The organism is Bacillus sp. 22446, assembly GCF_052044955.1.
Classification (GTDB): Bacteria; Bacillota; Bacilli; order Bacillales; family Bacillaceae; genus Bacillus; species Bacillus altitudinis.
Genome location: NZ_JBQEOD010000010.1, coordinates 115,025 through 128,226, shown reverse-complemented (window position 1 = coordinate 128,226; position 13,202 = coordinate 115,025). Strand labels below are relative to the sequence as shown.

The window sequence follows — 13,202 nt, the reverse complement described above, 5'->3', positions numbered from 1 at the left end:
AAATTCCTCCTTATCTTTGATTCATTTCTATTATATAAAACGTAAGGGAGGGATCTACTGACAATGTTCTGGCTGTTTTTGGTGAAATTTATGAACAAAATCGGTCATTAAGTGGTCAACTTGTATTCGAATTGTAATGTGACTGTAAAATAACTGGGTGCATCTTCATGTATAATAGGGTCAGAAACCAAATACGGAGGATTTTTTAATGAATAAAAAGCTTATCGCGACAATCGTAACAGTAGCTAGTTTATTTTTAGCGTTTAGTTTCTCACATGGAGCAAGTGCAAAAAAAGTAAGCGGCAATATTACATGGTATAATGGTGTCGGTAAAAAAGGCGCAGATGGAAAAAAACTCGGTCATTGGGATGCAGCAACAAAAATGGGATTTGACGTACCGAAAAAAGGTACAAAACTAAGAGTGACAACAAAAGCGAAACCACATAAAGTGATTACAGTATATAAATATGATGTAGGTAGAATGCCAAACGCAGTATTAGACGTAAGTCCTAAAGCATTCAAAGCACTTGGGTATAAAACAAGTAAAGGTGTCGTCAAAGGGCATTACACTTATTAATACATAGGCATGCAAAGAAGCGGGAAAAGTTTATTTTCTGGCTTCTTTTCTTGTGGAGAGGGTCTGAAAGTCAATGAAAAAATCAACATGGTGGATCATCACAGTAATTGGAGTCGCAGTGATTGCGGCCGTCATCTTTTTCATGATGAAGCCGGGGCAAGAGGCAAAACATGCAGGAAAAGTGAAAACAAATCAAGATGCAAAAGACGAATTGCTTGTTTCATTTACGGATCAAAAGTTAAACAATACTTATTACTTGCATGACAAGGCGCTTCATACAGAGAAACTGACAGCATATCCTTCAATTGCTTATGATCAGGTGAAACAGCTTTTATACTACACGTATACAGATGAAGACACACAAAAAGTAAGTATACGGGAATTGAATGTGAAAACGGATAAAGAAAAAACGCTCTTTACGAGTGACGACTCAATCGACAGTATGAGACTTTCTGGTGACGGAAAAGAGTTATATCTAAGGTATAACAAGGATTCAGGTGAGCAATTTTATGTAGCGTCTTTTGATTTGAAAACACAGAAAGTGAAAGTGTTATATCCAGAAAAAAGTGATGATGATACGGTGAGTTCTTTTGCTTATGATCCAGCATCAAATCTGTTGGCCATTCAGCATTATTCGTTAAAAGAGGATTATAAAAAGACGGATGAGGCAAATGAAAAAGGAATGGATCCTGAACCAACGACCATGAAGATTACCCTTCAAACAGGTGAGAAGGGAAAGCGAATTGCACGTATTTCTCAAACCATCAATGATATTTCTTTTTCACCAGATCATAAAAAACTCATTTATACAGAAGTGAAGGTTCGAAATGAAAAAGAAGTATCATCTATTAAGGTGATGGATGTAGATACAGGAAAAACAAAGACACTCGTTAAAAACAGCCAAGATGTGCGTATTTTAAGTGCTGCCCAGCCGCAATTTTCTGCGGATGGTACATCTGTTTATTTCTTAGGTGTTGGAAAGAACGCAAAGGAATTAAAGGATGACACAGGACGAAAGGCGAAGGTCAGAACCATTTTTGAATATGATATTAAGAAGAAAACAGTAGAAACCGCTTGGGAGAAAGAAGGCGGGATTGTTAACAATTTCACTGTCAATCGGTAAAAGGTGCGCGTTCAGTTATTTCATATAACTGGACGTTTTTTTATTTTGTCAAGGGATGTGTCGGTGAAAAATGCGGATTTGTGAAATGAACATCACTTTTTAAGCAAGGAAATGAGTGGTATTTTGATATTTTGCTACTGTGACAGAATCAGCGTAAGAGAGTAAAGTAAGTGGAAATAAAAAAACGAGAGGACAGAAGACTTCTCGTTTTCTCTTATTTATTGTTTTCATCTAGTAAGTTTTGAAAAATAAACAAGGCATTAATGGAATGAGGGAATCCTGCAACCTTTGTACAGTGCTTAATGATCTCCATAATCTCTATAACAGAGAGCCCGATATGTAATGCTTGTACAAAATGAGCTTTTAACTCTTCATCACAATCACCTTTTGCAATGAGAGCCGATAATGTGCTGATGGTCTTCTGTTTTTCATCTAATATGAAGTGATTGAATTCTTTTTGTTCACCGAGTTCAATTGTTAGTTGTTCAATGTTTGATCGAATGCTCTCGTTTTCATGAATTGAAAGCTTCTCCCTGTTACCTGCCACTGTTTCTTGCTTGACCTGGCAAGTCTCTTTTTCTTCATTCAAATTGAACTCCTCCGTTTTTTATGACGATTTTCTATTTGTTCGTGCATGGTTTCTTAAGTGCCTTTTGATAGAGGTAATGGGTATATAGTAGTATTATCGGTTTACTTCGTCAACTTTTTAAGTGTGGAATGTTCAAAAAAATGCCATTCATGCGATACATTGTTCGTTTTTTCTCATGGAGATTGAAAAGAAAATAGAGGGCTAATATATAGAAGCTGTTAGCCCTTTTCATATTACGCAATTAAGAGAGAGGAGGTTTCATATTTACTAAATGATATCCATCGGCCGCATCATGTCATAATCCTCGTGTTCTAAAATGTGACAATGCCACACATATCGTCCGCTATATGGGACAAACCGAGCGATGATGCGAATGACTTCACCGGCATGCGCCTGAATTGTATCCTTGTAGCCTTGTTCATGCAAAGGAGGCGCTTCATTTGGTCCTGTATACACGATTTCACCTGTTGATTGATAGATGTCTGTATCGAATGGTCTTCTATCAATCACCCGAAATTGAACAAGATGTAAATGAATAGGGTGTGTGCCCCTTGTTGGGTTGACAATGTTCCATACCTCTACACTGCCAAGTCGAGGATTTTCCGTGACAGGATCATTCCAAAACCGGTTATCTAGTAATAAAATCGGGCGCCCATATTTATCTTGTGTGCCAGTAAGCGTTAGCGTCCGCTCGTTATCAGCTCGGCTCGGCCGGAGCGGTGGCAGTGGTTTGAAGATCGGACGTAATGTTTTAGCTGCTCTTCCTTTGAGCGGACGAGTGACTTTAAATTGCATAATGTTCGCATCTGTTTCTGGATTGACATCCTGACCGCAGCCTGCCGTATTTTTTAAAACAATCGTTTTGTTTTCGTAAGCTGAGAAGTCGATGATGACATCAAAACGTTCAGCAGGTGCAATGCTAAAAGATTGGTGATGAACAGGTCTTGGCAAAAAGCCGCCATCAGATCCAATTTGTAAGATTGTGGCGTCGTTATCTAGATGAAGCTCGTAAGTTCTTGTATTGGACGCGTTTAAGATACGAAAACGATATTTTCGAGGCTCTACTTCTAAATATGGCCATACTTTTCCATTGACTAAAATCGTTTCCCCGCAAAAAAATGGCACGATGGAGGGATCTGGAAGGTCACTATCTTCTGGTGTGTTATTTGGTCTACTTGGGTAAAACAGTGCGCCATCCTCCTGGAATGTCCGGTCCATGATTATTAAAGGGATATCATATTCATCTTTCGGTAATTCGAGTGATTTTTCAAACGCATCTGAGATCAAATAAAAGCCAGCTAATCCGGCGTATACATTTAATCGTGTTAATGCCATGGCATGATCGTGATACCACAATGTGCATGCTTGCTGGTGATTAGGGTATTCGTAAACCTCTCGTTCAAAGAAGGGGCCGGTCGCTTCAAAGTCTCGCGAAAACCAAGCCTCCGGATAACCGTCACTGCTTGCAGGTGTCACGCCCCCATGCAGGTGAACGACTGTTTTGACTTCGGGTTCATCATGATGTCCAGCGTGAATGGTATGATCGACAGGCAGGAAGTGTTTCAGCGGCAATTTGTTCATCCATTTCACTTTGACCTTTTCATTTCGATTCGCTTTAATGGTTGGACCCGGCAAACTGCCATTATAGGTCCATAGCTTGGTTGGGGGCAGATCTCTATGAACTTTTAGGAACACCTCCTCCATAGCGATTTCATAATACGTTTGTCTTGGGTTTTTTTTGACGGGCTCTGCGACTTCTGGAATTGGCAGCTCGTCAACAAACTTTTCTAGGTTCATGTTGACTAATCCTCACTTAAAATCAATTTGATACATTATAAGTGCGGACATCCAAATAGGTGAATAAAATAAAAAAACCCGCTTTTCAGCGGGAGAATTAAGGGTGTTTATTTTCAAGCGCTGCACTTGCAGGCACTTTTTTATTCGGTTTAAAGATGAAGTAGGCGGCTAGTACACCGATGGTAATGATGCTTGTCAGTATGAGCTGAGGTCTCATCGATTCGATAAACAGCATAGAGGCCAAGATGGCGCAGATGACCAAAATGGTAAAGTACGTAAGGTATGGGAACAGCCACATTTTGATTTTGAGTTGTTCTGGATTTTCTTTTTCAATTTTACGACGCATTCTTAATTGTGAAACGGCAATCACCAAGTAGACAAGAAGTGCAATGGCACCAGAGGCATTGACTAGAAATAGAAAGATGGTTTCAGGGTAAAAGTAGTTCATCATGACGGCAATATAGGAAAAGAAGGTACCTGCGACTGTCGCTGCTACAGGGACACCGCGTTTGCTGATTTTCATAAAACGTTTTGGTGCTTCGCCTCTTTCAGCTAATGAATAAAGCATTCTGGACGTTGTGTATAGGCCGGAGTTTAAACAAGAAAGAACGGCTGTTAAAACAATGACGTTCATGACTTGGGCGGCTGATGGGACACCGATGTATTCTAATACTGCAACGAACGGGCTTGTTAAAATATTCGCTGAATTCCATGGGAGTAACGTGACAACGACGGCGATCGACCCGACGTAGAACACAATAATACGCCATACAACTGAACGGGTAGCTGTTGTCACAGATTTGACAGGGTCTGCTGATTCACCTGCGGCAATTGCCACAATCTCGGTTCCCATGAAGGAAAAGATGACAACGACAATCCCGAGGAGTACAGAGCCGAATCCGTTTGGAAGGAAACCGCCATTCCCCGTTAAATTGGCAAGACCTGCAGTATGATGACCGCCAAAACCAAAGATAAATGCAAAACCAATGAGTAGGAATAGAATAATGCTGACGACTTTAATCAATGAAAACCAATATTCAAATTCGCCAAAAGATTTAACAGAAAAGATATTTGTCAAAGTTAAGAGGATTGTGAGGATAAGACTTGTGAGCCAAACAGGTGCATCTCCATACCAATATTGAATAATGGCAGCACCGGCAATGGCTTCGATGGCGATGACGATGACCCAGAAGAACCAGTAAAGCCAGCCGATTGTAAACCCGGCCCACGGGCCGATGGCGTCGCTCGCATATTGTGAGAAAGAGCCGCTTGTCGGATAGGCACATGCCATTTCTCCAAGCATTCTCATAATAAAGATGACCAGAAGTCCGGCAAATGAATAGGAAAGAATCGATCCAGGCCCTGCAGAATGAATGACAGCACCACTACCAACAAATAGTCCTGCCCCAATGACCCCGGCAATGGAGATCATTGAAATATGTCTTGTCTTAAGGTTTTTTTGAAGACCGTTTGTCATGTTGGACATTTCTTTACCTCCAAACATTTCTCTTTTATTTGAGAGTTTGTTTTTAGAATATTTTAAATTTTATCATACTGAATTGTCATTCAGCATTGGACAGGTTATCAAACTGACATTTCAAACCTCTTAACATGATGTTAAAAAGTATAAAGGATTTGAGAGATTATGTTCCCTCATTTTCCTCTGCCCATTCTTAAAAATAGCATAAGAAGGAAGAAAGAAAAGTTGTGTTTTGAAATAAAACTATTCTGACAATTAAATAGTAGAGTCATTTTGTTCTTTTTCATTTTTCAGGGGGGTTTTGAAAAACATTGATGGGAGTAGGTCTTGAGGTCAATTGACCTTATAAAAATAAGTTTGCTTAGGTCAACACATTTCTATGTCTCCTATTTTGCTGATTCAAGCGAATCATGTTGCTGTAGACCCACACGGGCTTGGCTTTGTAAGATAAATATAGAAAAGTAATGTGTGAGGAGGCGCTGTTCGGTATGGAGCGCTACAACGAATTAAGACAAGGTGAAACAGGTGCTTGGGTCAGCATTATAGCCTATGTGATCTTATCTGCTGTCAAACTGATCATTGGGTATGTGTTTCATTCAGAAGCCCTTTCCGCAGATGGCTTGAATAATACGACAGATATCATTGCTTCGCTTGCCGTATTAATTGGGCTGCGTATTTCTCAGAAGCCACCTGATGAGGATCATCCATACGGTCATTTTAGAGCTGAAAATATTGCGTCACTTGTGGCTTCCTTTATTATGATGCTTGTCGGGCTTCAGGTTTTGCTGAGTGCAGGCCAGTCGCTTTTCTCATCAGAGCATCAAACGCCTGATATGATTGCAGCTTGGACGGCAGCAGGAAGTGCTGTTGTGATGTATGGCGTGTATATGTATAACCGTAAACTGTCTAAACGAATTAATAGCCAGGCGCTATATGCCGCAGCGGCTGATAATAAATCAGATGCTTATGTGAGTATCGGGACGTTTGTCGGAATTATCGCCTCTCAATTTCAGCTGGCGTGGGTTGATACGCTTGCTGCGTTTGTGATTGGCTTAATTATCTGTAAAACGGCGTGGGAGATTTTCAGAGATGCGTCTCATTCGTTAACGGACGGTTTTCATATAAAAGATATGTCTAAATATAAAGAGACGATTGAAGCGACACCAGGAGTGGGCGATTTGAAAGACATTAAAGCTCGTTATCTTGGAAGCACCGTCCATGTGGATGTGGTCGTTGAAGTAGAACCGCATTTAAACATCGCAGAAAGCCATGATATTGCAGATGAAATTGAACGCAGAATGAAGCAGGAACATGATATTTTACACTCTCATGTTCATATGGAACCAGCAAGTGAGCCTAAAGAGGAGCAGAAGTCTTTTCCATCGTGAGAAGGCTTCTTTTTTCTACGTGTTGATGTTTCATGCAAATGCGTGTTGTATGGTAAAGTTAGACTATATGAAAATTGACGGAAACGTGATAGGAGGATCAGGATGGCATTTGATGAACCGATGCATTCAGATTTACAAAAAATCGTAGATAACATCAATAAAGTGATGGTGGGGAAAAAAGATATTGCGATATTAAGCCTTGTTGCGATTTTGGCGAAGGGGCATGTGCTATTAGAGGATGTGCCTGGCGTTGGGAAGACCATGATGGTTCGTGCTCTGGCAAAATCCATTGGGTGTGAGTTTAAGCGAATCCAATTTACGCCTGACCTTTTGCCTTCAGATGTAACAGGTGTGTCGATTTATAATAAAAAGACAAACGAGTTTGAATTTAGACAAGGACCGATTATGGGGCAGATTATTTTGGCTGATGAAATCAACCGAACCTCTCCTAAAACACAATCAGCCCTTCTTGAAGCGATGGAAGAAGGCAGTGTCACAGTGGACGGAGAAACGATGCCGCTGGCAGATCCTTTCTTTGTGATGGCTACGCAAAATCCAGTGGAGTATGAGGGAACCTATCCACTTCCAGAAGCGCAAATGGACCGTTTCTTATTTAAGCTGCAGATGGGGTATCCAACCATGCTGGAGGAGCTTGAGGTGCTGAATTTGCAGGAGAAACAATCGCCAATTGACACGCTTCAGGCAGTCATGACAAAAGATCATATCCATGCTTTGCAGCAAGCGGTTCAGACCGTACATGTGGATGCATCGATTAAAGAATATATTGTCGAAATCGCCCAAGCGACGCGAAATCATCCGTCTGTCTATTTAGGCGTGAGCCCAAGGGGTTCAATTGCATTGATGAAAGCGGCGCAGGCGTATGCGCTGTTGAACAGGCGGGATTATGTGATTCCTGATGATGTACAGTATTTGGCGCCTTACACATTGCCGCATCGTATGATTTTGACATCAGAAGCAACATATGAAGGGAAGAAGGCGGAGACACTGTTGCGACAGATGATTGAGCATATTGGCGTACCAGTTCAAAAGTCGATGACTCAATGAAGTCACGTAATCGTTTAGCTTTTTCACTATGGTTACGGGTGATGATGCTCGTCATTCTCACGGCAGCAGCCTTTTGCTATGCCATGTTTCAGGGCGGTTTTGTGAGCTGGTTCCTTTTTTATGCATTTTCACCATATGCTTTGTATGCTTTGTTGTTTGCCCTTGTTCCACTTCGTGCCACAGCCAAAAGGACATTACAGCATACCCGGTTAAAGGCAGGAGATGTGCTGTCTGTTGACCTTGAAATCAAGCGGACGAATTTATTTCCGTACGTGTACGTCATACTTGAGGATGACCCGCCGGATACCTTCCATTTACAGGAACAGATTGAAATGAAGCGAATGATCTTTCCATGGTTTCGGAAAACGTGGCGATTTTCATATCAATTCAATGACATCATGCGGGGAGAGCATCAATTGACGGCGGTTAGAATCAAAACGGGTGATATGTTTGGGTTTGTTGAAAAAGAAGTGATTCTTCCACTAGAGAAAACATTGCTTGTGTATCCGAAAATATTGGATATTCCGGTTGAATCTGCTGCATCGGTGAATGAAAATGGAGGCAAAGCATTGCACTCTTGGTTAAATGAACCGACAAATGTGACAACAGGTGTGCGTGAATACCAGCAAGGAGACCGTTTCGCTTGGGTGGACTGGAAGACAACAGCTAGAAGAGGTCAGCTTATGACGAAGGAGTTTGAACAGAATCAGACAAAGGATCTGGTGGTGTTTGCTGATTTTACAGATAAAGCCGCTTTTGAAACGATTGTGTCTATGGCCGCATCGGTTCTGCAAACGGCTGTGAAAAAAGGGGTGCCGGTAGGCCTTGTCCCGCTTGGGGATCAGCACTTATTTCGAGTGGATCAAGGAGAGAGGCATTTACAGGACATGCTCTACTATTTAACAAAGGTGCAGTATCAGCCTTCTCGTGCACCTGATTATCAATCATTAACATCGAGTGAGCACCAGCAGACAGGAAAGTATGTGGTGACAGGTCATCTGCAAGAAGAGCTTGCTGCCATTTTACTTGGGAATCGAAACAGAAAGAACATCACCGTTCTTTTAGTGAAGAGAGCCGTTGATCGATTGACGGCAAAAGAAAAACAGCTTGTGGACCGGCTTAAAGCTTCTGGGATACACACGACCCTTTTATTTGAGGACCGGCTGCACGAAAGAACTGTGAGGTGACAAACATTTATATGCATCAGCGGCAAAGCCGTTTTGAGTTGTTCATCTATTATGCTGTCGCATTTATGCTGCTTTGGGAGTGGCTTCGTCCGCTTCAAGATTTTACAGAGACGAGTCATACGTCTTATTTCATCATTTTTATAGGGCTTACGTGTTTGTTTACGTTCTTTCGATTGAAGTGGTATGTGACGTTTCCTATTTGTGCTGGATTGATCTTGCTCGCATTATATTTGATTTTTTATCAATCAGAGCCAAGTTATCTGCCTGCGCTGTTTGCTGATATTCAAGATAATATTTCTTTGATGAGCATGGGCATGTGGAGTGACATGTATCCGTCTTTCCGCACATTGTTGTTTTATATTTTGCTTTGGCTACTTGTTTATTTGCTTCATTATTGGGTTGTGTATCAGCAGCGTATCTTTTTCTTTTTACTGATGACGATTGTATATGTCACGATTCTTGATACGTTTACGCCTTATGATGCGACTTTTGCGATCGTTCGAATTATGGTATTTGGCTTTTGTTTGCTTGGCCTGCTCTATTTCGACCGGCTTCGTTCGGCTGAAGGTGTGCGGGTGTCACAGAAAGCGCGTCTCAATTGGTTCTTACCCATGCTGGCACTTGTTCTTGTATCAGCATCACTCGGTGCGTCTTTGCCAAAATCTGATCCGAAATGGCCTGACCCTGTCCCGTTTTTTAAAGCGGTCACGAATCAAGATGGTTCTGCCGGGCATAATAAGGTGGGATATAGTACGGATGATTCGTCGCTTGGGGGACCGTTTAGTGAGGACCGTACACCGGTATTTAAATGGAGCGGAAAAGAGCCGTCTTATTTTCGTGTGGAAACAAAAAGTATTTACACGGGGAAAGGCTGGGAGGATGCTTCAAATGATACGAAACCTACTCGGTTAAAAGGGAATGAAGTGCCGAACCAGTGGTTTACCAATCGCGTGAAAACAGAGGAGCATGAAACGAGAGTCGATATGGAATCAAATTATCGATTTAATCATGCTGTTTATCCGATTGGTACGGTTATGCTGACGCCAATGGAAAACATTCCACTACAAATGATGGGCAAAACGGAGAAAATTGTCCCGTCTACTCAAAAACCGCCCAAAAATTTAGGGAACTATCGAGTCAGCTTCTTATCACCTACATTTATCCTAGAGGACTTGCAGCGGATCAAAGTACCGACCAAGCAGCAAGTGAACCAGCAGGTCGGACGTGAATACTTGCAGCTCCCATCCTTGCTGCCAGAGCGTGTGAAAACATTGGCGAACAGCTTAACGGAAACGAAGGATAATATGTATGATAAAACAAAAGCGATTGAGGATTATTTAGGATCTGCGAAGTTTTCATATGAAACCCAAAATGTCGCTGTGCCTGGGCGTGACGAAGACTATGTGGATCAGTTCTTATTTGATACGATGATTGGCTATTGTGATAACTTTTCAACCTCGATGATTGTGATGCTTCGCTCGATTGGAATTCCGGCGAGATGGGTGAAAGGATATACGTCTGGTCAGTTATATGAAACACAGATGGATGGAAACAATGTGTATGAAGTGACCAATAACAATGCCCATTCATGGGTAGAGGTGTATTTTCCAAACCGTGGCTGGGTGACTTTTGAACCGACAAAAGGGTTCACGAACCCAGAGACATTTACGAATGAAACCACGGCTAACAACGACCAAACAGATGATCAACAGGATGAAAAAGATCAGCCCGCATCTGATCAACAAGAAAACGAGCAGACACAACAGCCGCAGCAACAAGAACCAGAACAGGCGGCAAAACAAGAGGAACAAGCAACTAAAGCAAAGCCAAGTATGGTTCATGTTGGTTCAATCTTGGGCTACGCAGCAGGTGTGATTGTCTTTCTTGGTTTCATAGGCTGGATGCTTTACCGGTTCAGAGCAAGATGGCTGCCAATCTTTATTGTGAGAAAGGTAAAACGTCTGCCAGATGAGGAAGCTTTTTTCTACGCATATGCTGCTCTATTAAAACAGCTAAGGCGCAGAGGGATTGAGAAAAAGCCAGGCATGACGCTAAGAGAATTTGCTTCTTTGATCGATGACAAGGAAGGGAATCATCACATGTCTGAACTAACGCAGTTCTATGAGCGGGCGCTCTATCGACAAGAAGATGCGTCGGCGCTTTGGCGGCAGTCGGTGAAGTTATGGGAAAATTTAATAAACAGGAGATAGTCTTGACCCCGTACCTTCCTGTTGTTAGAATAGGTGAATATTAAAACCTTCTAAAATACATGAAATTGAAGCGTTCGGATGTGAGTCTGGGCGCTTCAAAAGCGTGATTTACACTGAGAGCAGGTTTTCTCCTCTCATTTTTTCTGTGCGTTTATAAAAACTATATTGGACATAGAGGTGACACCATGACAAATTTAGTAAATGAAATGATTTTGGTTCTCGATTTCGGTAGTCAGTACAATCAGCTGATCACTCGCCGTATTCGTGAATTTGGTGTGTACAGTGAGCTTCATCCGCACACTTTAACTGCTGAAGAAATTAAAGAAATGGCGCCGAAAGGAATCATCCTTTCTGGTGGACCAAACAGTGTATATGATGAAGGATCTTTCCGTTGTGACGAAAAGATTTTTGATCTAGGCATTCCAGTTCTAGGCATTTGCTACGGCATGCAGCTGATGACTCACTATTTAGGTGGGAAAGTAGAAGCGGCTAGCCAGCGTGAATATGGAAAAGCAGACATTCATATTAACGGAACACCTGCTTTATTCAAAGACCTTCCAACGGATCAAGTCGTTTGGATGAGCCATGGTGACCTTGTCGTTGAAGTACCAGAAGGCTTTACAGTTGATGCAACAAGTGCACATTGTCCAAACTCAGCGATGAGCTTAGCTGAGAAGAATTTCTATGGCGTTCAGTTCCACCCAGAGGTACGTCATTCTGAGTACGGAAATGATCTATTGAAAAACTTTGTCTTCGGCGTATGTGAGTGCGATGGCAAATGGTCAATGGAGAACTTCATTGAAATCGAAATGCAGAAAATCCGTGAAACAGTAGGCGACAAACAAGTATTGTGCGCACTAAGCGGCGGTGTAGATTCATCTGTTGTGGCTGTATTGATCCACAAAGCCATCGGCGATCAGCTGACATGTATTTTCGTTGACCACGGTCTTCTTCGCAAAGGCGAAGCAGAAGGGGTTATGAAAACATTTAGCGAAGGTTTCAACATGAACGTGATTAAAGTAGATGCGAAAGATCGCTTCTTAAACAAGCTAAAAGGTGTGTCTGATCCTGAGCAAAAACGTAAAATCATCGGTAACGAATTCATTTATGTATTCGATGACGAATCGGACAAGCTTAAAGGAATCGACTACTTAGCACAAGGAACACTTTACACTGACATCATTGAGAGTGGAACAGCAACGGCACAAACAATCAAATCTCACCACAACGTTGGCGGTCTTCCAGAAGACATGCAGTTTGAATTGATTGAGCCACTCAATACACTATTCAAGGATGAAGTTCGTGCTCTAGGGTCAGAGCTAGGTATTCCAGACGACATCGTATGGAGACAGCCATTCCCAGGTCCAGGACTAGGAATCCGTGTACTAGGTGAAATTTCTGAAGAAAAACTAGAAATCGTCCGTGAATCTGATGCGATTCTACGCGAAGAAATTGCCAACTTCGGCCTTGAGCGCGACATCTGGCAATACTTCACGGTTCTCCCAGACATCCGCAGCGTAGGTGTCATGGGTGACGCAAGAACATACGACTACACAATCGGTATCCGTGCTGTTACATCTATTGATGGTATGACGAGTGACTGGGCAAGAATCCCTTGGGACGTGCTAGAAAAGATCTCAACTCGTATCGTCAATGAAGTGAAGCATATTAACCGCGTGGTGTATGATATTACGAGTAAGCCGCCTGCTACGATTGAGTGGGAATAGTTATAATAGAGCTAGAAACCTTGTGTATCAAGGGTTTCTAGCTCTTTTTTATTTTTAAT

The 13,202-nt window shown here is 41.9% G+C and carries 10 protein-coding genes; 7 read left to right on the top strand and 3 right to left on the bottom strand.

The annotated features are described in order from the left end of the window. The first annotated feature begins 208 nt into the window (after window positions 1-208). Window positions 209-577: an RlpA-like double-psi beta-barrel domain-containing protein gene (locus ACTJJD_RS16680; RefSeq protein ID WP_003213878.1), complete on the top strand. Its 369-nt coding sequence runs from the start codon at window positions 209-211 to the stop codon at window positions 575-577. Between the two features lie 73 nt (window positions 578-650). Further along, complete coding sequence (locus ACTJJD_RS16675) at window positions 651-1,700, top strand: hypothetical protein (protein WP_440608666.1); 1,050 nt, start codon at window positions 651-653, stop codon at window positions 1,698-1,700. 214 nt (window positions 1,701-1,914) lie between these two features. On the opposite strand, the gene ACTJJD_RS16670 is transcribed toward ACTJJD_RS16675, so the two are convergent. The 3 genes from ACTJJD_RS16670 to gabP form a co-directional block, all read right to left on the bottom strand. Next, window positions 1,915-2,289: a carboxymuconolactone decarboxylase family protein gene (locus tag ACTJJD_RS16670; protein ID WP_045034410.1), complete on the bottom strand. Its 375-nt coding sequence runs from the start codon at window positions 2,287-2,289 to the stop codon at window positions 1,915-1,917. 267 nt (window positions 2,290-2,556) lie between these two features. Next, a complete protein-coding gene (locus tag ACTJJD_RS16665) occupies window positions 2,557-4,086 on the bottom strand; it encodes a multicopper oxidase family protein (RefSeq protein WP_440608665.1) in 1,530 nt (509 codons plus the stop codon). Between the two features lie 97 nt (window positions 4,087-4,183). Beyond that, window positions 4,184-5,572, bottom strand: a complete 1,389-nt coding sequence (gabP, locus tag ACTJJD_RS16660) for a GABA permease (protein ID WP_024719380.1) — start codon at window positions 5,570-5,572, stop codon at window positions 4,184-4,186. 482 nt (window positions 5,573-6,054) lie between these two features. Here gabP and ACTJJD_RS16655 point away from each other — a divergent pair, with 482 nt between their 5' ends. The 5 genes from ACTJJD_RS16655 (at window position 6,055) to guaA (ending at window position 13,143) form a co-directional block, all read left to right on the top strand. Next, complete coding sequence (locus tag ACTJJD_RS16655; RefSeq protein ID WP_008344349.1) at window positions 6,055-6,954, top strand: cation diffusion facilitator family transporter; 900 nt, start codon at window positions 6,055-6,057, stop codon at window positions 6,952-6,954. Window positions 6,955-7,056: 102 nt separating this feature from the next. Continuing rightward, window positions 7,057-8,019 (top strand): AAA family ATPase, encoded by a 963-nt coding sequence (locus tag ACTJJD_RS16650; protein WP_017366721.1) that lies wholly within the window; start codon window positions 7,057-7,059, stop codon window positions 8,017-8,019. Continuing rightward, window positions 8,016-9,206 carry a DUF58 domain-containing protein gene (locus ACTJJD_RS16645; RefSeq protein ID WP_440608664.1) on the top strand — a complete coding sequence of 397 codons (1,191 nt, stop codon included), beginning with the start codon at window positions 8,016-8,018 and terminating at the stop codon, window positions 9,204-9,206. Before ACTJJD_RS16650 ends, ACTJJD_RS16645 begins: the two co-directional genes overlap by 4 nt. Window positions 9,207-9,217: 11 nt before the next feature. Next, window positions 9,218-11,416 (top strand): transglutaminase TgpA family protein, encoded by a 2,199-nt coding sequence (locus ACTJJD_RS16640; RefSeq protein WP_440608663.1) that lies wholly within the window; start codon window positions 9,218-9,220, stop codon window positions 11,414-11,416. A 185-nt stretch (window positions 11,417-11,601) separates the two neighbouring features. Beyond that, window positions 11,602-13,143, top strand: coding sequence for a glutamine-hydrolyzing GMP synthase (guaA, locus tag ACTJJD_RS16635; protein WP_025206841.1), 1,542 nt, complete (start codon window positions 11,602-11,604; stop codon window positions 13,141-13,143). Window positions 13,144-13,202 lie beyond the last annotated feature (59 nt).